This is a genomic window from Gilliamella sp. W8123 (assembly GCF_016101085.1).
In the GTDB taxonomy this organism is placed as follows: domain Bacteria; phylum Pseudomonadota; class Gammaproteobacteria; order Enterobacterales; family Orbaceae; genus Gilliamella; species Gilliamella apis.
Genome location: NZ_JACFRE010000004.1, coordinates 44,459 through 67,244, shown reverse-complemented (window position 1 = coordinate 67,244; position 22,786 = coordinate 44,459). Strand labels below are relative to the sequence as shown.

The window sequence follows — 22,786 nt, the reverse complement described above, 5'->3', positions numbered from 1 at the left end:
GATTTATAGAACGGAGAGAGCATTATGGCACTAACTTCCTATCAATTAGAAGTTGTTAGTGCTGAATCTCACCTTTTTTCAGGTGATGTTCAGCGAATCAGAGTCACAGGACGAGAAGGTGAACTTGGAATTTATCCTGGTCACACTCCGTTACTGACAACCATTAAGCCGGGAATGGTCGGGATTGTTAAAGCCGATGGTGAAGAAGAGTTTATTTATCTATCTGGCGGTATTTTAGAAGTACAACCAACCATGGTAACAATCTTAGCTGACACCGCCATTCGTGGTGAAGACTTGGATGAAGCAAGGGCTCAAGAAGCAGTAAGACAAGCGCAAGAACACATTAATCACCCTAGCGATGATATGTCTTTTGCTCAAGCATCTGCTGAACTTTCAAAAGCCTTAGCAAAAATACGAGTTATAGAATTAACTCGTCGTTTAGGTCAATAAGGATTATTGATCACTAAACTAGGCAATAAAAGGCTACAAATTAATAAATTGTAGCCTTTTTTATTATTTGCTGAACGACTATTTGAACTATCACTATCTAAAAGACACAATTTTTACCTCTAAAAAACCCCTTTCCTCAAAATTTTTATAAACCATTGGTATTTTATATAGTTATTTAGTTATAAAAAGTTACTATTTAAACATGGCTAGATTTATTAATAGCAATCAGCGATAATCTGATTAATTCTATTAATATTAATGTAACTATGTTCACCATTTATCATTCAAATCAAGTCGATTTACTAAAATCACTCGTTAGCGAATTAATGCGCAGAGATCCGCTAGAACAGGTTTTTATGCCTGATATGGTTATGGTGCAAAGCCAAGGTATGGCACAATGGTTACAAATTGAATTAGCTAATGATCTAGGGATTGTTGCTAATGTTGATTTTCTCTTTCCAAGCCAATTTATTTGGCAGTTATACCAAACTCTGTTACCTAATTCACCTCTGGAAAATAGTTATAATGTCGAATCAATGACTTGGCGTTTGTATTATCTATTACCAAAAATAATCGAGCGACCTGAATTTGATACCATTAAACATTATCTTAATATTGATAAAGAAGAACGAAAACAGTATCAACTAGCGACCCGAATCGCACAATTATTTGACCAATATTTAGTTTATCGCCCTGACTGGTTAGCCAAATGGGAAAACAAGCAAACGGTAGCTGAACTAAATCATCATCCAGATGAAATCTGGCAATCTGAATTATGGCGACAACTAATTGCAATTAGTCAACCTTATCATCGTGCCAATATCTATCAGCAAATGTTAGACATTTTGTTAGATAATGATTTCGATCGCACAAGATTGAAATCATTACCAAAACGAGTCTATATTTTTGGTATTACCTCACTGCCGCCAATTTATTTGTCATTATTATCAGCACTTGGTCAACACATTGATGTCCATTTAATGTTTAACAATCCTTGCAAATGGTACTGGGGCGATATTGTAGAAAAACAGCTATCAGAGTTCCAAAATACACCTGATAATACTCCTAATCCATTATTAACATCTTGGGGTAAATTAGGACGAGATAACCTATTTTTATTGCAGGAATTCAATAATAAACAAGACATTGATATTTTTGTCGATCATGAGCGAAAATGTTTATTAGATTCAATTCAGCAAGATATTTTAGAACTTTATCAAACCAGTGATCTAAAATCACCTATAGATAAAACAGATAGATCAGTAACCTTCCACGCTTGTCATAGCGAACAGCGTGAGGTCGAAGTACTTTATGATTATCTATTATCTGCATTTGATGCCGATCCAACACTCGAATTACGTGATTGTATTATCATGGTTTCAGATATTGATAAATATGTACCCTATATTCGGTCAGTATTCGGTAACGCTGAAGGACAACGCTATTTACCATTCACAATTTCCGATCAAAAAGCGCGTAACATTGATCCAATGGTGCAAGGATTTTTTGCTATATTAAACTTTACCGAAAGCCGCTTTACCGCTGAAGAGTTATTTAATCTACTTGAAATTCCAGCCATTGCTGAAAAGTTTGCCATAAGTGAGTCACAACTAACTTTATTACATACTTGGATTATTGAATCAGGCATTCGTTTTGGTCTAGAAAATGCTCACAGCTGGCTCTTTGGTCTTGAACGATTATTACTTGGTTATACCATGAATAGCGAACAAGGTGGTTGGCAGCAGATTTTACCTTATGATGGTGCAACAGGATTAGATGCCGAATTAATTGGTCAGTTAGCAGAATTTATAAAATCGGTACGCAAATGGCTAACTATTTTAAGTGAAGACAAACCGTTATCAGAATGGCAAAGTTGCTGTATTGAGCTTATCAATGACTTTTTTGTTAGCGATACTTCGCGCGAGTCAATTTTGCTAATGATCCAAGAAGAGTGGCAAAAGCTGATCAGCAGTGGTTTAAATGCCAATTTTACCGACAACATCTCGATAACTATTTTACATGATGCAATGCAATCACGCTTGGAACAAAATCATTTAGCCCATCGATTCTTAGTTGGTAAAATAAACTTTTGTACCATGATGCCTATGCGCTCGATTCCGTTTAAATTGGTTTGCTTGTTAGGTATGAATGATGGTGATTATCCAAGAACATCTTTACCTTTAGATTTTGACTTAATTGCTCAAAACCCTCGTCGAGGTGATCGTAGTCGACGTATTGATGACCGTTATCTGTTTTTAGAAGCTATTTTATCTGCACAAGATCAACTCTACATCAGTTATATCGGTCGAGATATGAAAGATGATAGCGAACGTTATCCGTCAGTATTAGTCGATGAGCTTTGGGATTATATTGTGCAGTATTATCATGATGCTACTGATAAAGATTCAGATAAAAACACTCCTTTAATTGATAATTTAAGAACGTTGCATACTCGCACACCATTTAATCCACAAAATTTCTTAAATGAACCTAAAAGTTATGCTGATGAATGGTTACCTGCCGCATTAAAAGCGGGAGAAAACCAATCATTTATCAGCGGTATTAGCAAAGTCATTGTGGATAATATTAATCTAGATGAATTAAAACGTTTTTATCAACACTCTATTCGGTTTTTCTTACAAAAACGCTTTAATTTTTATGTCAATTATTTAGATGACACCTTGCCCGATGCTGAAAACTTTAGCCTAGATAACTTAAAACGCTATCAACTCAATTTACAGATTTTAAATGAAATGATCACCAAAGACTCGCAAGGTTGTGATAACTTTTACCAACGGCTTAAGCTAACTGGTGAATTACCAGATGGTGCCTTTGGTGAAATTATTTATGATGAGCTGTGTGAAGCTCTGCAACCTTTAGCCAATAAAATCATTGAAGAGAGAACTAATCCATCAACCTTAGAGGTAAATTTAACTATTTCGATAGATGAACAACATTATCAATTACAAGGTTGGCTAACCCATATTCAAGCAGATGGTATTTTAACTTGGCGCCCAGCTAAGCTTTCGATTCGTGATGGTATTTCATTATGGATTGATCACTTAATTTTTTGTATTTTGAATTGGGATAAAACCGACAGCCAAAGTCGCTTATATGGCCGAGAAGACAACCAATGGCGATTTTTATACATTGATGCCCCACAAGCTTTAACCTTATTAACCGATCTCGTTGAAGGTTTTATACAAGGTGTCAACCAACCACTATTAATGCCATTACAAAGCGCATGGAGCTGGCTACTTGCTGCATATAATCCAAAAACTGAACAAATTGAACCCAATGAAAAAGCAATAAGCAAATTATTAACCACTTGGCAAGGGGGCCAATTTCTTACCGCAGAATGTGATAGTTATTACGCAAGGCTTTATCCCGAATTAACCGATGATCTAATAGAACAAATAATACAGTTTGCTCAGCGATATTTATTGCCGATATTATTACATCAAGTCGAAGAATAAATAGGAGGCACTATGTTTATCGATACGCATTGCCATTTCAATTTTCCTGCTTTTGTTACCGATCTCGATAATTCAATCAATAATATTCGCCAAGCTAAAATTAATAGCTTAATTATTCCTGCTGTATCAGCAGCACATTTTAATCAAATATTACAACTCACTGAGCAATATAGTGAACTTTATGCAGCACTCGGTTTACACCCTATCTATCAACACTCATCGGCTGATCTTGAACAACTATCAGATATAGTTAGTACTCACCCAACAAAATTAGTTGCCATTGGTGAAATTGGCTTAGACCTTTATGACCAATCTGTTGATTGGCAACAGCAACTAGATTTTTTTCGAGCTCAATTAGTATTAGCCAAGCGCTATGATCTACCCGTTTTAATCCATTCACGCAAAACACACGACATTATCTATCATGAATTACATCAAGCTAATTTGCCATGTCGAGGGGTGATCCATGGCTTTTCAGGTAGTTATCAACAGGCATTGCAATTTATTAAATTAGGCTATTATATTGGTGTTGGTGGGGTAATAAGTTATACCAGAGCCAATAAAACTCGCCAAACCATTGCAAAAATACCGCTGGAAAGTTTAGTGTTGGAAACTGATGCACCTGATATGCCGTTAAGCGGTCGCCAAGGACAAATAAATCGCCCCGAAAACATTGTCGATATTTTTAATATTCTTAGTCAATTGCGAACAGAACAGTCTTCACAAATAATTAACACTATCTTAACAAATACCTTGACGCTATTTAGTAGAATTAATAGAATGGAAATTACAAATCCAATCAAAAGATAACCATTTAATTATTAATGATTTATCAACAAAAGGTGATATTTTATGTCGCAGCGCTATAGTCAACTTTTTGTACAATCCATTATTTCATTAACTCGATTATTTCCATTATGGGCAATTCTTTGTGCACTAGCTGCCTATTTTTCACCTGATACCTTTCTACCTGTGCGACCACATACATCACAATTATTAATGTTTGTCATGTTTACCATGGGGGTAACGTTAAGTATTGATGATTTTAAACGCGTCGTCACTAAACCGAAAGCAGTCATAATTTGTACTTTACTGCATTATATTGTAATGCCAGTGACTGCGTTAATCTTATCTAAATTATTCACTATGCGGCCAGAGCTATTAGTCGGCATGGTTCTTGTAGGGAGCGTTGCTAGTGGTACCGCCTCTAATGTAATGATTTATCTAGCTAAAGGTGATGTAGCATTATCGGTTACTATTTCATCGGTATCAACACTGGTTGGCGTTGTAGTCACCCCATTACTGACATTATTGTTAGTTGGTACTACCGTTGAAGTTCCGGTTTGGGATATGTTGGTACATATTGTCCAAATTGTGCTCGTCCCTATTATTTTAGGTTTAATTGTCCACCATTTTTTATATCCTGTGGTAAAAAAATCTGAACGATTCTTACCACTGTTGTCAATGCTTTGTATTTTATTAATTATTTGTATTGTTGTTGCCGGTAGCCATGCTCTCATTACTCAAGTAGGTATAACCGTTATCTTTGCCGTTATTATTCATAATGGTGTTGGTTTACTAGGTGGCTATTGGGGCGGTCGTTTATTTGGTTTTGACGAGTCCACTTGTCGAACTATGTCTTTAGAAGTAGGCATGCAAAACTCAGCATTAGCTGCAACATTAGGTACAACCTACTTTTCAGCATTATCGGCACTACCTGCTGCGGTCTTTTCTGTTTGGCACAATATTTCTGGCTCACTATTGGCTGGTTATTGGCAAGGAAAACCCGTTAAAAATAAGAAAAAATCCAGCAATTAACAGAGCATATTGTAAAATAGCATTCATTAGCTCTCTTACTCAATCATACCCGATGAGTAAGAGAGTATAATCTTAGGGTTAATAAAACTCCTCTGCTTCCAGCATATCAATCAATTTTAGGCTGAACAAATGAATAGCGAACTACAGTTACCACCTTTTGTCTATCGTATATTACCTTGGATTGCTGCATTTGCTTTTTTTATGCAATCACTCGATACCTCAATTCTAAATACTGCTTTACCAACTATGGCTAAAGATCTCAATGAATCGCCATTAAATATGCAATCAGCGGTAATCTGCTATGCGTTAACTTTGGCGCTGTTTATCCCGGTAAGTGGCTATTTATCTGATAAATTTGGTACTAAAAACATCTTCGTTATGGCCGTATCGCTTTTTACATTAGGATCACTACTGTGTGCTTTATCCAATTCCCTAATATTCTTAGATATATCTAGGGTAATCCAAGGTATTGGTGGTTCAATGATGGTACCGGTTTCTCGCTTAGTTTTGATTAAAGTATTTAAACGTAACGAGTTTTTAGCGGCATTAAATACCGCAACAATTCCAGGATTGATCGGACCAGTACTAGGGCCAGTTTTAGGCGGTTATCTAGTCGATATGGTGAGTTGGCATTGGGTATTTTTGATTAACTTGCCAATTGGGATTTTAGGGGTATTTATTAGCTTAAAGTATATGCCTAACATTAAAGGCAAACATATGCCTTTTGATTTCTTTGGTTTTCTTTTTATCGTTATTACTTTTATCAGTGCCACCCTTAGTGTCGAATGTTTAAATCAAGGTCAACAATATTATTTACCAATAACACTTGCCATCATCAGTCTGATTTTTTTATTTATTTATCGAACCTATGCGCAAAAAAAATCTGGGCCACTATTTCCACTATCATTATTTAATATCCGGACGTTTAAAATCGGTATTATCGGTAATTTAGTTTGTCGATTGGGCATTTCTGGCGTGCCTTTCCTTATTCCACTATTTTTACAAGTTGGTTTTGGTTATTCAGCAATTTTTGCTGGCATGATGTTAGTCCCTATGGCTATTGCTTCAATTTGTACCAGATTTTTTATTACGCGGATTCTTGCTCGTTTAGGTTACCGTTTTGTACTGGTCGCTAATACCATCTTAGCTGGAATTTTGATTCTTTTAATGTCATTAATAAACTTAGCGACACCATTAGTAATATTAGGCATTTTGCTATTTTGCATTGGCGGAATCAATTCAATGCAATTTACCTCAATGAATAGTATAACATTAGCTAATTTACAAGGTGAAAGCACCAGCAGTGGTAATAGTTTAATGGCGGTTAATCAGCAATTAGCCATTAGCTTTGGTACTGGTTTTGGTGCGGTATTAGTAAGATTATTCAGCAATTCAACAACTACTATTCACGCATTTCAATTAACCTTTGTTATACTAGGCATCGTAACTATGCTATCAAGCATAATCTTTGCGCAATTAAACAAAGAAGATGGGCAAAATTTAACGTCTCGGCACTAAGCAACAAGGAGAAAACACTATGTTTCAGTATCAAATCATTCCAGTTACCCATTTTCAGGAAAACTGTAGCATTATTTGGTGTGATGAAACAAAGGAAGCCGCATTTATCGATCCGGGTGGCGAAGCAGAACTACTTAAAAAAGCGGTTGAAAAGCTTGGTGTTAACATCAAACAAATACTCCTAACTCATGGCCATTTAGATCATGTTGGCGCAGCGATTGAATTAGCGAAACATTATAATGTTGAGATCCTTGGTCCTAGCCAAGAAGATGAATTTTTATTGTCAAACTTACCACAACAATGCATGCAATTCGGGTTTCCATATATTGACAGCTTTTTACCCGATCGTTGGTTAAAGGAAGGTGAACAAGTGAAAGTCGGCAATATCACTTTAGATATTCTATTCTGTCCCGGCCACACTCCCGGTCATATCGTATTTATTAATGCTAAAGATAAAATTGCTTTTGTCGGTGATGTCTTATTCAAAAGTAGCATTGGCCGTACCGACTTTCCTCGAGGAAATCATGCCGATTTAATTTCCTCTATCACAAATAAACTATTTCCGCTTGGTGATGATTTTATCTTTGTTCCCGGCCATGGTCCGATGTCGAGCTTTGGCAATGAACGAATGACAAATCCTTTTTTAGTTTAAAACAAAATTCCCCCAACAAATGTAAACTATTTTATAAAAAAATAGTTTACATGCTTTGTTTTTGTATTATTATGGCACTACTATTTAGCTTTTAATGGTAGAAAATAATGAAACAACAATTAACATCGTACTATCCAACTTATATTAATACACTGTTTAACTTATCCTCTTGGCAACGTAAGTTGTGCGCAGTAACTTGTGCCGCATTGCTGCTAGGTGTTGCCGCAAATATCAGTATTCCAACCTATCCGGTACCATTCAGTCTACAATCATTAGGCGTGCTTCTGATCGGAGCTTGTTTGGGGCGTAAATTAGGTACTCTAGCAATTCTTCAATACCTATTTTTAGGGGCATTAGGATTGCCACTATTCGCCAATGGTAGTGGTGGCATCATGGCGCTTGTTTCACCTTCTGCTGGTTATTTATATGGTTATGTATTTAGCGCTTATTTAGCTGGATATGCAGCAGAAAAAGGTTACGATCGTCGTTTTCTGTTAGGTTTAGTTGCCTTTGCTTGTGCTCACCAATTATTATTTGTCTTTGGTGTAATCTATTTAATGGGGTATTTACATATTTCCCTTAGCGAAGCAATACAAGTAGGCTATTTACCTTTTGTTGGTGTGGATGCACTTAAATTTATCATCGCAACTTGCGTCATGTTTTCATTATGGCGTCATCACGCGAAAAAACATCAATAAAAATGCAATCTGGCGATATTATTTTTCAATCCCAGAATGAAGAAAGCGAATTTAATAAAGCGATTACGCATTCTGGTTCACAGCTTAGCTCGGATGAGATAATCAATCAGATAAGCCATGTTGGTTTATATATTGGCAATAATATCGTCATTGAAGCCACTCAAAAGTATGGGGTAATCCAACAGCCCCTTAATAATTTTTTAGCTAGCGCTCAATATAATCTAGTCACAACCATTTATGATGATTCCGTCATTAAAAACGCATTAATGCGAGTGAAAACCTGTCTAGGGTTGCCTTATAACCATAGTTTTCGTGAGGATGATGAAGGGTTTTACTGTAGTGAACTGATTACTTATGCCTTCAAGTACCCATCTGGTGAAGATTATTTTCAACGTTATCCTATGAATTTTAGCGATTTAGCCACAGGTCAAATTCTGCCTTATTGGAGCAAATATTATCAAGCATTAAATCAAGCGATCCCTGAAGGAGAATTAGGATCACATCCACAGCAATTACTCAGACAAAAAGCATTATTCAAGACAATCCGAATACTTGAAGCATAATAATCGAGACAACCTGATACAAAAAACGCATTTTAAACAATTTAACTATTGACATAGTGTCATTAAATCTATAATATGCGCGCTACATTTCGGTTCCTCCATAGTTCAGTCGGTAGAACGGCGGACTGTTAATCCGTATGTCACAGGTTCAAGTCCTGTTGGAGGAGCCAACTTTCCGAATATTGAAATCTGCTCAAGCAGATTTTTTTATACCTATTATTCTCTGTTCTATAACTCATTCGTTCATCGCCTACTAATATCTTTGCTATTGTCTTTCTTAATAAAAGATTCATAATAATTATTGCGCTTAATTTTCCATATTCATATCTAATGGCAATTGAGTACTCTGAACGATAATAGTTAGGTTAAAGGAGATTTACCAATGCATTTGCATTTTATTATTCATGAAGATTTCGAAGCTCCTGGAGCTTATGAGCAATGGGCTAAAGAACATCATTATACCATTAGTTATTCTCGTGTTTATCTTGGTGAATCTCTTCCCAACAATGTCGATAATATTGATATGTTGATTATTATGGGTGGCCCACAATCACCAGCAACAACCAAACAAGAGTGCCCGCATTTTGACTCACTAGCTGAACAAGCTGTAATATTATCAGCTATCAATTCAAATAAAATCGTTATCGGTGTCTGTCTTGGTTCACAATTAATTGGTGAAGCATTAGGTGCCCCACATGGACATAGCCCGGAAAAGGAAATCGGTAAGTTCCCTATTACCTTAACTGAAATGGGTAAAAATAATCCTTTATTTACTGATTTTGGCAATAGTTTAGCTGTCGGCCATTGGCACAATGACATGCCTGGTTTAACCCAAGCAGCACAAATTATTGCTTATAGTGAAGGCTGCCCACGGCAAATCATTGCTTATGGTCCTTTAGTATATGGTTTTCAATGCCATATGGAGTTAACTCCAGAAGTTGTTGAACAGCTAATTGCTCACTCTGAAAGTGATCTTAATCAAGCGGCAAAATATCGTTTTGTTGAGACACCTAGCCAACTTCGTTCGCATGATTATTCTGAAATGAATCAAAAACTGTTTGGCTTTCTAGATAAATTAAGCATTAATTATTTATCAACTATAGAAAAATAAGCAATTCAGTGGTTAGGGCTGTTGTTGTATGCAAAAGACTATTGTAGATAAACCTAAAAAACGCAGTAATTTAAGATTAAAATTAGGTAAGGAGTATTTTATTCTCAAACGTAAACTAGATTGGTGGCGCAACTGTCACGCCTATAGCGTAATTGATAAGAATAATAATACTTGCAGCTATTCTCATAAAAAACATCAATCGGTATTGTTAAGACAACTGAAAGATGTTGATATGTATTTGCAATATAACAAAATCACTAACCTGCGCTTAGCAATTGAACAGCTCGACGGTTCGATAATTAAGCCCAATCAAAGATTTTCAATTTGGCAAAAAGTTGGTCGGCCATCAAAGAAACGTGGCTTTTTAGAAGGTCTCTCATTACATAATGGCCAAGTCGGCAAAGATATCGGTGGTGGTTTATGCCAACTTGGTAATTTGATTTACTGGATGGTATTACATTCAGATTTAACCATTATTGAACGATGGCGTCATAGTTTTGATGTTTTTCCGGATGTTAACCGTACTATTCCATTTGCTTGTGGTGCGACACTTTCTTATAACTATATCGATTTACAATTACTCAATAAAACCAATACTACATACCGACTTAATCTTTGGTTAGATGATGAATATTTACATGGTGAACTACTTGCGAATACACCGTTATCTTATCACTATGAAATATTTGAAACCGATCACGTTATTGAACAACAGTGGTGGGGCGGATACACTAGACACAACAAGATATGGCAACGTAAAACCCATTTGCTCGATAATCAAATAGAGGAAAAACTCATTAGCGAAAATCATGCAATTATGATGTATACACCTTATTTAACACAACCAAACGAAGTATAAAAATCATACAGCAATGATATTAAATTAGATAGTCATAAGCTATCTAAACAATAGTTTGTGGGATATATAGATAGACCGTATACTCGATAGTATAAATAAGTTAATAATACTTAATAAATGAAAGGAGCAATTTCATGGCTTATACATTACCCCCTTTACCTTATGCTTATGATGCTTTAGAGCCTTATATCGATACTGAAACAATGCATCTTCATCATGATAAACATCATCAAACTTATGTAAATAATGCTAATGCATTATTGGAATCGTTACCTACCGAAGTTAAAGACTTTTGCCCTGAAACATTACTAAAAAATCTAGACAAAGTGCCTGCAGACAAAGTTACTGGTGTTAAAAATAATGTTGGTGGTCATGTTAACCATACCCTATTCTGGAAATTATTAAAAGTTGGAACTGAACTTAAAGGTGAACTGAAAGCTGCTATTGAAAAAGATTTTGGTTCAGTTGATGCATTTAAAGAAAAATTCTCAGCTGCTGCAGCAACTCGTTTTGGTTCTGGTTGGGCATGGTTAGTATTGAAAAATGATAAGCTAGAAGTGGTTTCAACTGCTAATCAAGATTCCCCAATTATGGGTGAAAAATTCTCAGGCGTTTCTGGCACACCAATTTTAGCGCTTGACGTTTGGGAACACGCTTATTATTTAAAATATCAAAACCGTCGTGCTGATTACATCGGTGCATTTTGGAATGTTATTAACTGGGATAAAGTAGCTGAATTATACACAGAAGCGAAAAAATAAGCTTGTTTAAAAATATCACATTATAAAAATGACGCAATATGCGTCATTTTTTATTTATTATTCATTTACATTATTATCAATGATGTGAACAAATTGGTAATTGCTAAGTTATACTTAAATCCGTTACAATGTAGGATTAATTAAAAAAACTTAAAAATTAACAAAACAGCATAATATGTTTGAAATTAATCCTATCAAATCGAAAATAGCCGAATTAACCGAGCGAACAGATGTGATTCGGGGGTATCTTTGACTACGATCTCAAGAAAGAACGTCTTGAGGAAGTCAATGCTGAATTAGAACAATCGGAAGTTTGGGCAGATCCAGAAAAAGCACAAGCATTAGGTAAAGAACGAGTAATGCTTGAAGAGATCATCAATACCATTAATTCATTAGATCAAGGACTTGACGATGTTGAAGGCTTGCTTGAACTTGCTGTTGAAGCTGAAGATCAAGATACTTTCGATGAAGCAAATCTAGAACTAGAGCAATTAGAAAAAAAACTGGCTGGTCTCGAGTTCCGTCGAATGTTCTCAGGTGATTATGATAGTGCTGATTGTTATTTAGATATCCAATCTGGCTCAGGTGGTACAGAAGCACAAGATTGGGCGGAAATGCTACTTAGAATGTATCTCCGTTGGGCTGAATCAAAAGGATTTAGTACCGAAGTGATGGAAGTATCAGATGGTGATGTAGCAGGCATAAAATCGGCCACCATTAAGGTATCTGGTGATTATGCTTATGGTTGGTTACGTACCGAAACTGGCGTTCATCGCTTAGTACGCAAAAGTCCATTTGATTCAGGTAACCGACGTCATACATCATTTGCATCAGTATTTGTCTATCCAGAAATTGATGATAATATTGATATTGATATCAACCCTGCCGATCTACGTATTGATGTTTATCGCGCATCTGGTGCAGGTGGTCAGCATGTTAATAAAACTGAATCTGCTGTTCGTATTACCCATGTGCCAACAGGGATTGTGACTCAATGTCAAAACAATCGCTCTCAACATAGTAATAAAGATCAAGCGATGAAGCAGCTCAAAGCGAAACTTTATGAGCTGGAAATGCAGAAAAAGAATGCCGAAAAACAGCAGATGGAAGAAAATAAATCCGATATTGGTTGGGGTAGTCAAATCCGTTCATATGTACTTGACGACTCAAGAATTAAAGATTTACGTACCGGCGTCGAAACCCGTAATACTCAAGCCGTTTTAGACGGTGATTTAGATCAATTTATTGAAGAAAGCTTAAAAGCAGGTTTATAACCCTGTTTGGTGATAAATAAAAGGTAATATTATGTCAACACAGCAAGAGCAACAAAACCATATTGAAGAGTTAAACAACGAGCTTACAATACGTCGTGAAAAGCTAGCTGCAATTCGCGAACAAGGTATTGCTTTCCCAAACGATTTTCGTCGTGACGCAATCTCAAGCGAACTTCATAAATTGTATGATGATAAAACTAACGAAGAGCTAATCGAAAATAAAATTATCGTTACTGTTGCTGGTCGCATGATGATGCGCCGTATTATGGGAAAAGCATCATTTGTATCACTACAAGATGTAACTGGACAAATCCAGCTTTATGTCACTCGTGATGATCTACCAGAAAATTACTATAACGAACAGTTTAAAAAATGGGATCTTGGTGATATTGTTGGTGCTAAAGGTTATTTGTTCAAAACCAAAACTGGTGAGCTTTCAATCCATTGTCAAGAAATTCGCTTATTAACAAAAGCACTACGTCCATTACCAGATAAGTTCCATGGCTTAGCCGATCAAGAAATGCGTTATCGTCAACGTTACCTTGATTTAATTACTAATCAACAATCACGCGATACCTTTATTGCTCGCTCTAAAGTGGTAACTGAAATTCGTAACTTCATGTTAGAAAACCACTTTATGGAAGTCGAAACACCAATGATGCAAGTTATCCCTGGTGGGGCATCAGCTAAACCATTTATCACTCATCACAATGCGCTTGATCTAGATATGTACTTACGTATTGCGCCAGAACTTTACTTAAAACGTTTAGTTGTTGGTGGATTTGAACGAGTATTTGAAATCAATCGTAACTTCCGTAATGAAGGGGTATCACCACGACATAATCCAGAATTCACAATGATGGAAATGTATATGGCTTATGCCGATTACAAAGACTTGATTGTATTAACCGAAGCATTATTCCGCCGTTTAGCTATCGCAGTAACGGGTGATGCAGTTGTACAGTATGGCGAGCATACATTTGATTTTGGAAAACCATTTATCAAAATGACAATGCGTGAAGCAATTTGTCATTATCGTCCTGAAACGAATAATGCCGATTTAGATGATTTTGATAAAGCATGTGCGATTGCCAAAGATGTGGGAATCAAAGTAGAAAAAGGCTGGGGATTAGGTCGAGTTGTAACTGAAATTTTCGAAGAAGTTGCTGAAGCTAACTTAATACAACCAACTTTTATCACCGAATATCCAGCTGAAGTATCACCACTGGCTCGTCGTAATGATGAAAACCCATTTGTCACTGACCGCTTTGAATTTTTCATCGGTGGACGAGAAATTGGTAATGGTTTCTCAGAACTTAATGATGCAGAAGATCAGGCGCAACGTTTTGCCGATCAAGTATCACAAAAAGATGCTGGTGATGACGAAGCAATGTTCTATGATGAAGATTACATTACTGCATTAGAACATGGTTTACCACCAACTGCAGGCCTAGGGATCGGTATTGACAGAACTGTAATGTTATTTACCAATAGTCATACTATTCGTGATGTCATTTTATTCCCAACAATGCGTCCAATTAAATAACGATTGTTACTTACTATTAAACCAAACTCACTTATTGAGAAATAAGTGAGTTTTTTATTTTTCAAAAACCCCTTTCCTCAATTTTTTTAAAATAGCTTTACTGTTTGGAAGTTATTACTCACTTACGTTTGTAAACAACATACAGTAAATCAAATCTATTTTATTATGCAAAAATAATAGTTATTAAGTTAATCCTAACGCTTAAAATTAGAATTTGATCAATGTACTCTTAATATTTTTTATAAAAGTTAGTACTTGCTGACTAAAATAATTATTTATTTAGTAAAACGTAGAGATCTTATAGAGTAGTAAAAAAAGGAAATATGATTAGCCGTTAATCGATTTTATGATTAACGGCGAGAATGTTTATCTTAGTTATTGGTTTTAGTTTGTTGCGGTAAGATTAAATTTAACACAATGGCTAAAATCCCACATAAACTAATACCCTGTAATGCATAAGAACCAAAATCGAAGATCATGCCACCAATACCAAATACTAGTACTAACGAGACGATACACATATTCCGTGATACAGAAAGATCAACTTTATGTTTAACTAAAATATTAATACCAACCGAAGCAATTGAACCAAATAACAGCACCATGATTCCACCCATTACGACAGTTGGAATTGAGCTTAAAAATGCCCCTATTTTACCAATGAAAGACATTAAGATTGCCCATAACGCCGCCCAAGTCATTACCTGAGTTTTAAAATTGCGGGTTAATGTTACCGCACCAATAACTTCAGCATAAGTAATACATGGTGGCCCACCAAAAAATCCTGCTGTTGTAGTAGCCAATCCATCACCCAACAATGTCCGCTGTAAACCAGGTTCACGAGTATAATCTTTACCTGTTACAGCACCAATTGCCATAATATCCCCCACATGCTCAATAGTTGGAGCAATCACAATAGGTATCATATATAAAATAGCTTGCCACTGAAACTCGGGAAATGTGAAATCAGGTACTTTAAACCATGGGGCATCAATAACCGGTTGAAAATTGACAATACCAAAAGCACATGAAAGTGCATATCCAACCACAATACCGGCAATAATCGGAACCAATCTAAAAAAGCCTTTTGCCCAGATAGCAACAATTAAAGTGGTTAACAAAGAAGCCATGGAAATAATGATAAGTTGATAATTTTCGGCTTGAAGTCCACTATCTTTACCCATAGCCATACCAACTGCAACGGGGGCTAATGATAAACCAATTACCATAATAATTGGCCCGGTAACTACCGGCGGTAAAATCCGATCGATAACATTGTTACCATTAATTTTGACCAGAAAAGCAAAAAACATAAATACCAAACCAGCGGCAACCAATCCACCTAAAGTTGCCGGTATTCCCCATTGAGCTACACCAAAAGAAATTGGAGCAATAAAAGCAAAAGAAGAGGCTAAAAATACCGGTACTTTATTTTTGGTTGCAAGTTGAAATAACAATGTACCGACACCGGCAGTAAACAATGCTACATTTGGATTTAAACCAGTTAACAGTGGCACTAAGACTAAAGCACCAAAAGCGACAAACAGCATTTGAGCACCAGTAAAAATATCTTGCCAAGCTGGTTTTAATGGTGAAGTATCATTTTTAATTTCATCATTATTGATTTTAACCACGTTTTCCTCTCTTCTTAAACTTCTTTTTGCTAATAGCAAATTAATTATTAAATAGCAGACATAAAAAAACCGGATAAACCGGTCTAAAAATTGAGATTTTATTTAGTACCAAATATTTTGTCTCCGGCATCACCTAGCCCAGGTAAAATATAGCCTTTATCATTTAGACGTTCATCAATTGATGCCGTATAAAGTTCAACATCAGGATGAGCTTGTTCTAATACTTTGATACCTTCTGGAGCAGCAACTAAAACTAACACTTTGATATTTTTACAGCCTGCTTTCTTAAGTAGATCAATAGTTGCCACCATTGAACCACCGGTTGCTAGCATTGGATCAACAACTAACGCCATTCGTTCTTCAATATCAGAAGTGAGTTTTTGGAAATAAGGAACCGGTTCAAGTGTTTCTTCGTTACGATAAAAACCAACAACACTGATTCTTGCACTAGGTATGTGTTCTAATACGCCATCCATCATACCTAAACCAGCACGTAGAATAGGAACAACAGTAATTTTTTTACCTTTAATACGTTCTACTTGCACAGGGCCACACCAACCTTCAATGGTTACGGTTTCTGTTGGTAAGTTAGCGGTTGCTTCATAAGTTAATAAACTACCAACTTCACTGGCAAGGTTTCGGAAATCTTTTGTGCTAATATCGTGTTCACGCATTAAGCCAATTTTATGGCGAACTAGAGGGTGTTTTACTTCAACAATTTTCATGGGGGCCTCAGTGTTATTCTTTGATGATCTAATTAGTAGGTGTAAATAACCACTGAGAGGCGATTTTAGCATAGATATCAAATCATGAAAACCTGAAATCCATCCCAACCTAATCAATAATGTGATAATGATATAAATTTTAGAAAATATTTTAAAATTAATTACAAACTTTCACCATCAAGATATTCAACAGGTAAATCGATGACCTTTTCAGCAATATTTTCACCATTTATACGTTTCAAGAGTAATTCCGTAGCAATTTTTCCCATTTCAATTCTTGGCGTATGAATGGAAGCTAATTTAGGATTCATATACTGGCCAATTTTATGGCCATGAAAACCAACAATCGCTATTTGTTTAGGTATTTCAATACCAATACGCTGACATTCAAGTAATACACCTAAAGCCAAATCATCATTGGTACTAAAAATACCATCAACACATGGATATTCTTTTAATATCTGGTGTAAAAATCTCGCTCCCAAATCATAAGATGAGGCTTCTTTAGTGGCTAATGTTTTAGGCATTAATCCTGCCTCTTGCATGGCTTTTTCATAACCTTGTTGCCGAATAATACTACGTTGATCTTGTCTTGCACTAAAATAGACAATGTGACGTCGTCCTTTATTTATCATGCGATGAATCATATTTTTTGTAGCCGTAAAATTATCAAATCCAACAGCCATATCAATGCAAGGCGACACACTATCCATAATTTCCACTACTGGGACACCTGAAATTTCAATCATCTTTAAGGTAGCTGGATTATGTATCCTTTCCGTCAAAATTAATCCATCAATATTATAAGACAGTAAAGAACGGACTCGTAACTCTTCTTTATCAGCGTTATATCCGGTGTGAGTGATCATGGTTTGATAACCTTGCACGTCGGAAACCATCTCAATACCTTTTAAAATATCAGCAAAAACTTGGTTAGTTAACGAGGGAAATACAACTCCAATAGCATGACTTTTGGCATTTGATAACATATCAGGAGCTTTGTTAGGAATATACCCGAGCTTATCAATAGCTGATGATATTTGTAATTGAAGTGATTCAGATACAAGCTTAGGATCTCGCAAAAAGCGACTTACTGTCATTTTGCTGATCCCAACTAAATTAGCAATTTCCTGTAAACCTGGACGGCGTTTCTTATTACTACTCATTAACTTTTTTCCGGTAATCGTGGTTGCCAATCGATAGGCGTTTTACCATGCTGTAAAATAAAATTATTGGCTTTTGAAAAGTGTTTACAACCAAAAAATCCACGATGAGCCGATAATGGTGATGGGTGTACCGCCGTTAACACATGGTGTTTTTGACGATCAATAAATTGACCTTTTTTTTGCGCCGGAGAGCCCCAAAGTAGGAAAACAACACCCTCTAGATATTTATCAATTGCTGCAATAACATGATCAGTAAAGGTTTCCCAACCTATTTTGGCATGAGAGTGAGCTTGACCTGCTTCAACCGTTAATACGTTATTGAGTAATAAGACACCTTGAGTAGCCCAATAGCCTAAATAGCCATGATTAGGTATCGTGAATCCTTCAATATCAGTTGCTAACTCTTTATAGATATTTAATAACGAGGGAGGCGGTTTGATTCCGGGTAATACAGAAAAGGATAAGCCATGAGCTTGATTTGGGCCATGATAAGGATCCTGCCCTAGGATCACTACTTTAATATCACTAAATGCAGTAAAGCGAAAAGCATTAAATACATCGTGCTGGGGTGGGTAAATAATTTTACCTTGTGCACGCTGCGTTGCCACAAACTGCATTATATGTTGAAAATAGGGCTTCTCTTTTTCAGAGCCAATAACATCATTCCATGTTAATTGATTACTCATATTTGACCTTTGCAATTATTTTATCTAGTTCAACACTGGATTTATTGATGATATCAATTATACCTAAAAATACCAATAAACCTACTGATAATCAATGATGAGAAAAGTACTCTTCATTCAACAGTAAATAAGCGTTCAACGAATAAAAAGACAAATAAAAATAACTTGTTTAGTTTAAGATCATCAAAATATTACTTAAATTGCAAGTGACAATAAAAGATTACCTATTAATAAATATAAAGTTATGTGCAAAAATTGGGTAAACCTACACAATCAACGGTAAAACTTATCAGATTAATAGCTTTTTTTTGATTTTAATCAAATTTTGAAAGTGCTATATTACTTATAAATAGTTTAGGACAATAAGGTCCAGATCCATTAGGAGGATTTAAAAATGATTACAGGTATCCAAATTACTAAAGCAGACAATCAAGCACTACTTAACTCTTTCTGGTTGTTAGATGATTCAACAAAAGAAGCTCGTTGTGTTGCTGCTAAATCAGTTTACAAAGAAGATCAAATCGTCCCAACTGCGGAACTTGGTCAATTCGAATATCGTGAAGTTCCATTAGATGTAGCACCAACAATTAAAGTTGAAGGTGGTCAACATTTAAATGTAAACGTACTTCGTCGTGAAACATTAGAAGATGCAGTACAACATCCAGAAAAATATCCGCAATTAACAATTCGTGTTTCTGGTTATGCAGTTCGTTTTAACTCACTAACTGCTGAACAACAACGTGACGTTATTGCTCGTACATTTACTACTAAAATGTAATTTACAGAGTATAAAATAGTGTAAATTAGATTAACCCAGTTTAATACTGGGTTAATTTTTTTAATAGAGATAATTTTGTTTTATCTTTTCTCTCTCGCTTTCTGTTATTTTTAACGCTTTAGTTAAATATTCCGCAATTGAGCCGAATCTTGTACGCATTTCATCAAATGCAGCTTCAAGGTAACTACTACGCGCTTCCATCATAGAATACAAAAAAGCTAATATTTCAGCATTATCGGTCTCTTTTTTATATTTCTCCATTCTACGCATATTACGCGAATACCTTAATTCACTTGTCATTGCATAATCTAATAATATAGTTTGTTCATCAACACCTAAAATAGCTAATATAATAGCTATACCGAAACCGGTTCTATCTTTACCTCCTCGACAATGTTGTACTATCGCTAAGTTTCGGCTATCTAAAATAATATCAACAAGTTCTCTGTATATTTTGGCTGTTTCAGGATTACGAATAAAATCACGATTTTGTTCTTGCATAATTAGCCCAGAACCATCAATAACCATTTTGCCATTTTTGCTTTGGCTTAAACTAATGAGTTCCTGTATTTTTTCATGATCATTACTAGCTTTAGCTGCTAACTCTGCTGAAGATGCATCGGGAATTAAACGAAGTGTATTTAGCTGATTATTCCACAAGCGATTGGGCTGTTTGCTGTATTCTTTTTCATTACGATAATCAATAATAGTATGAAAATTTGCCGTATTTAAATATGCGATATCCTTATCTGTCAAATTATGTAAATGATCTGAACGATAAAGATTACCCCATCTAACAGTTTTACCATCACCAGTTCTATAGCCGCCAATATCACGAAAATTATTTGCACCTTCCAATGGCAGAACACGTTCTGCAGTCACATAATTTTGACCATTAATATCAAGGATAAAATAGCAACGTTTATCATCAAGAATATCTAAATCAATGCTTGATTGTGTTGTTTGAGTAAGTATAGTTTTTTCAGCATTTTTTATATCAGCACTATCACTCAAATAAATTTTTACCTCTTGCGATTGTGCTGGTGATTGCCAACTTAGACGCACACGGCTTGGTGTTAATCTTTCAACTGCATTAACTATAATATTATTGTGCATCTATTATTTCTCCGTTGTCGCTTGTTCAATACTAAGTTTTTGTTTATCCATGTAACGAACAAATGGAAAGTAAACTAACATAGCAACAACTAACAATACCACATGCCATATTGCCATTTGCCAACCACCAATCATAAATCCTTTAATAATTTCAGGCGTTCCAGCCGTTGGTAGAGGCATACCATTAACACGAGGAATAATACCAATCAATGTAGCAAAATAAGATAAGCCGACATTAATTGTTCCAGCAAAAATCAACGGTAAAAATAGAATTGGATTTAATACCATAGGTAAACCAAATTTATAAGGCTCACTAATACCAAAGCAACCAGGTATAAAGCCAATCTTACCTAAACTTTTCATTTGTTGGCTCTTACAGCGTACTAATAAAATAGATAATGCCAAATAACGCGGTCCTTTTTGTGCATTAATAAATGTCATTGTGACAATAAATGGTAATGCCTGACCTGCTTGAAATGCTTCTAAATTAGCGATATCAAAAGGATAGAATAAGGCATATAAGATAGCCGAAGTCGCCATTGAACCGTGAATACCAAAGAACCATAAAAATTCCGCTAAAAATACAATTAATAACGCTGCTGCTAAACTTGCACCTAAGCCTTGAAGCGGTACTTGAATTATGGAATAAATTAAATTATGTACATTATCAAATTCGGTAAGACCAACTAACGCATTAATTAGAGCAAAGACTACGGCAATAATAAATGCGGGAATAAGACTGGAAAAAGATTTTGAGACAAAATCAGGTACTGACTCAGGCATTTTTATCGTTAGTTTACGATTAAGTAAGAAAATATAAAAACGTGTAGCAAATAATCCTACTAACATCGCAACAATCATTCCTCTTGAACCAACATACAAGAGATCAATGGCTGCAATACCGTTGGTTTTCATTGGAGTGATAAAAAGGAAAGCCATTAGCCCCATTAATGCAGCTAAAATACCATCTTTTTTATGTAATTCTGCCATCTTATACGAAATAGCCACTACGACATAGAGTGAAATCACGTTCATGGTGACTACTGAAGCAACTTTAAAAGCGGATTTCAATCCTGTTGCCACTAATACTGCCTGATAAGATTCTATATTTAAACTATTTAAAACCGCAACAATCGAGCCTACCATCATGACAGGTAATAGCATCATCATGCCACTTGAAACAGCTTGCACAGAATAACTTGATTGAATAGAGCCAATAACCTTTTGCAATTTTGCTCTAAAACTCATTAGCGTTTCTTTATTATTTATCATAATAAAATCTCTCTTATTAGCTGATTCCATTGTCTAAAATTTCTAAGGCAGTTTTTAACACCTTTTCACCATTCATCGTTCCATAGTCTAGAGAATCAATAACAACTATTGGAATGTCATGCTGTTTTTTTAAGTTTTCATAGATATACTCTATTTGCGGTCCTAACATAATAATGTCCAGATCATCATATTGATCTAATTCAGTTTCGCTTACTGCATTAATATTGACATCAATACCGATCTTTTCCGCAGACTCTTTCATTTTTTTGACTAACATACTGGTAGAGAATCCACCCATACAAGCTAGCATAATGTTATAAGTCATATTAATTACCCCTTTAATTATTTATCTTTTAATATTTCTATAATTTCAATGGCTAAGTCTCGCATTGAAATTGCATTCATTAAGTGATCTTGAGCATGAATAATCAGTAACGAAACTGGAATATGATTACCCTGAATCTCGTTTTGAATTAATTCAGTCTGTGTTTTATGCGCAATCGCTAAAAATTTTTTTACTTCTTCAATTAAACTATCGGCTTGTTCAAAATTACCTTTACGAGCAGCCCTAATTGCTTTTAGGCAGCGACTTCTTGCATCACCGCTATTGGTAATTAGTTGCATTACAATCTCTTCATACTCATTCATTAATTTTTCCTCAGTTTGATATATTTCATGTAATA

The 22,786-nt window shown here is 35.4% G+C and carries 22 protein-coding genes and 1 tRNA gene; 15 read left to right on the top strand and 8 right to left on the bottom strand.

Annotation, left to right across the window (positions count from 1 at the left end):
- Window positions 1-24 precede the first annotated feature (24 nt).
- The 14 genes from H3T56_RS06070 to lysS all read left to right on the top strand — a co-directional run bounded on the left by H3T56_RS06070 (window position 25) and on the right by lysS (window position 14,726).
- Window positions 25-450: a F0F1 ATP synthase subunit epsilon gene (locus H3T56_RS06070; protein ID WP_034901523.1), complete on the top strand. Its 426-nt coding sequence runs from the start codon at window positions 25-27 to the stop codon at window positions 448-450.
- 266 nt (window positions 451-716) lie between these two features.
- Complete coding sequence (recC, locus tag H3T56_RS06065) at window positions 717-3,926, top strand: exodeoxyribonuclease V subunit gamma (protein WP_198192276.1); 3,210 nt, start codon at window positions 717-719, stop codon at window positions 3,924-3,926.
- A gap of 12 nt (window positions 3,927-3,938) precedes the next feature.
- Window positions 3,939-4,736: a TatD family hydrolase gene (locus tag H3T56_RS06060; protein WP_198192275.1), complete on the top strand. Its 798-nt coding sequence runs from the start codon at window positions 3,939-3,941 to the stop codon at window positions 4,734-4,736.
- A 42-nt stretch (window positions 4,737-4,778) separates the two neighbouring features.
- On the top strand, window positions 4,779-5,744 hold the full coding sequence (locus H3T56_RS06055; RefSeq protein ID WP_198192274.1) for a bile acid:sodium symporter family protein: 966 nt from the start codon (window positions 4,779-4,781) through the stop codon (window positions 5,742-5,744).
- A 129-nt stretch (window positions 5,745-5,873) separates the two neighbouring features.
- The gene (locus H3T56_RS06050; protein ID WP_198192273.1) at window positions 5,874-7,262 is read left to right on the top strand and encodes an MFS transporter; all 1,389 of its coding nucleotides are present in this window, start codon (window positions 5,874-5,876) and stop codon (window positions 7,260-7,262) included.
- A 19-nt stretch (window positions 7,263-7,281) separates the two neighbouring features.
- Entirely contained in the window at window positions 7,282-7,914 is a 633-nt protein-coding gene (locus H3T56_RS06045) for an MBL fold metallo-hydrolase (RefSeq protein WP_086365274.1), read from the top strand.
- 107 nt (window positions 7,915-8,021) lie between these two features.
- Complete coding sequence (locus tag H3T56_RS06040) at window positions 8,022-8,612, top strand: biotin transporter BioY (protein WP_198192272.1); 591 nt, start codon at window positions 8,022-8,024, stop codon at window positions 8,610-8,612.
- Window positions 8,582-9,175 carry a YiiX/YebB-like N1pC/P60 family cysteine hydrolase gene (locus tag H3T56_RS06035; RefSeq protein WP_198192271.1) on the top strand — a complete coding sequence of 198 codons (594 nt, stop codon included), beginning with the start codon at window positions 8,582-8,584 and terminating at the stop codon, window positions 9,173-9,175. Before H3T56_RS06040 ends, H3T56_RS06035 begins: the two co-directional genes overlap by 31 nt.
- 94 nt (window positions 9,176-9,269) lie before the next feature.
- Window positions 9,270-9,345 (top strand) — tRNA-Asn (locus H3T56_RS06030).
- A gap of 212 nt (window positions 9,346-9,557) precedes the next feature.
- Window positions 9,558-10,286, top strand: coding sequence for a type 1 glutamine amidotransferase (locus H3T56_RS06025; RefSeq protein WP_198192270.1), 729 nt, complete (start codon window positions 9,558-9,560; stop codon window positions 10,284-10,286).
- Between the two features lie 28 nt (window positions 10,287-10,314).
- Entirely contained in the window at window positions 10,315-11,145 is an 831-nt protein-coding gene (locus H3T56_RS06020) for a VanW family protein (RefSeq protein ID WP_198192269.1), read from the top strand.
- 134 nt (window positions 11,146-11,279) lie between these two features.
- Complete coding sequence (locus H3T56_RS06015; protein ID WP_198192268.1) at window positions 11,280-11,906, top strand: Fe-Mn family superoxide dismutase; 627 nt, start codon at window positions 11,280-11,282, stop codon at window positions 11,904-11,906.
- A 175-nt stretch (window positions 11,907-12,081) separates the two neighbouring features.
- Window positions 12,082-13,180, top strand: a protein-coding gene (gene prfB, locus H3T56_RS06010; protein ID WP_108720963.1) for a peptide chain release factor 2 whose coding sequence is annotated in 2 segments (ribosomal slippage) — window positions 12,082-12,156 and window positions 12,158-13,180 — 1,098 coding nt in all. Because the reading frame shifts where the segments join, the coding sequence is not laid out codon by codon here.
- 31 nt (window positions 13,181-13,211) lie between these two features.
- Window positions 13,212-14,726: a lysine--tRNA ligase gene (lysS, locus tag H3T56_RS06005; RefSeq protein ID WP_065651387.1), complete on the top strand. Its 1,515-nt coding sequence runs from the start codon at window positions 13,212-13,214 to the stop codon at window positions 14,724-14,726.
- A gap of 371 nt (window positions 14,727-15,097) precedes the next feature.
- On the opposite strand, the gene H3T56_RS06000 is transcribed toward lysS, so the two are convergent.
- The 4 genes from H3T56_RS06000 to ung all read right to left on the bottom strand — a co-directional run bounded on the left by H3T56_RS06000 (window position 15,098) and on the right by ung (window position 18,937).
- The gene (locus H3T56_RS06000) at window positions 15,098-16,351 is read right to left on the bottom strand and encodes a uracil-xanthine permease family protein (RefSeq protein ID WP_370545526.1); all 1,254 of its coding nucleotides are present in this window, start codon (window positions 16,349-16,351) and stop codon (window positions 15,098-15,100) included.
- Window positions 16,352-16,458: 107 nt separating this feature from the next.
- The gene (upp, locus tag H3T56_RS05995) at window positions 16,459-17,085 is read right to left on the bottom strand and encodes a uracil phosphoribosyltransferase (RefSeq protein WP_034902911.1); all 627 of its coding nucleotides are present in this window, start codon (window positions 17,083-17,085) and stop codon (window positions 16,459-16,461) included.
- Window positions 17,086-17,246: 161 nt separating this feature from the next.
- Window positions 17,247-18,251, bottom strand: a complete 1,005-nt coding sequence (gene gntR / locus H3T56_RS05990) for a gluconate operon transcriptional repressor GntR (protein ID WP_065614755.1) — start codon at window positions 18,249-18,251, stop codon at window positions 17,247-17,249.
- Window positions 18,251-18,937: a uracil-DNA glycosylase gene (gene ung / locus H3T56_RS05985; RefSeq protein ID WP_198192266.1), complete on the bottom strand. Its 687-nt coding sequence runs from the start codon at window positions 18,935-18,937 to the stop codon at window positions 18,251-18,253. The genes gntR and ung overlap by 1 nt, the downstream gene beginning before the upstream one ends.
- Before the next feature lie 394 nt (window positions 18,938-19,331).
- Here ung and grcA point away from each other — a divergent pair, with 394 nt between their 5' ends.
- Entirely contained in the window at window positions 19,332-19,715 is a 384-nt protein-coding gene (grcA, locus tag H3T56_RS05980) for an autonomous glycyl radical cofactor GrcA (RefSeq protein WP_034902904.1), read from the top strand.
- Window positions 19,716-19,775: 60 nt separating this feature from the next.
- On the opposite strand, the gene H3T56_RS05975 is transcribed toward grcA, so the two are convergent.
- Genes H3T56_RS05975 through H3T56_RS05960 form a run of 4 tightly spaced genes read right to left on the bottom strand, consistent with a single transcriptional unit; the run spans window position 19,776 to window position 22,751 of the window.
- Entirely contained in the window at window positions 19,776-20,831 is a 1,056-nt protein-coding gene (locus H3T56_RS05975) for a tyrosine-protein phosphatase (RefSeq protein WP_198192265.1), read from the bottom strand.
- A 3-nt stretch (window positions 20,832-20,834) separates the two neighbouring features.
- Window positions 20,835-22,103, bottom strand: coding sequence for a PTS sugar transporter subunit IIC (locus tag H3T56_RS05970; RefSeq protein WP_198192264.1), 1,269 nt, complete (start codon window positions 22,101-22,103; stop codon window positions 20,835-20,837).
- A 16-nt stretch (window positions 22,104-22,119) separates the two neighbouring features.
- The gene (locus tag H3T56_RS05965) at window positions 22,120-22,413 is read right to left on the bottom strand and encodes a PTS sugar transporter subunit IIB (RefSeq protein ID WP_232351412.1); all 294 of its coding nucleotides are present in this window, start codon (window positions 22,411-22,413) and stop codon (window positions 22,120-22,122) included.
- A gap of 32 nt (window positions 22,414-22,445) precedes the next feature.
- The gene (locus tag H3T56_RS05960) at window positions 22,446-22,751 is read right to left on the bottom strand and encodes a PTS lactose/cellobiose transporter subunit IIA (RefSeq protein WP_034902898.1); all 306 of its coding nucleotides are present in this window, start codon (window positions 22,749-22,751) and stop codon (window positions 22,446-22,448) included.
- Window positions 22,752-22,786: the final 35 nt, after the last annotated feature.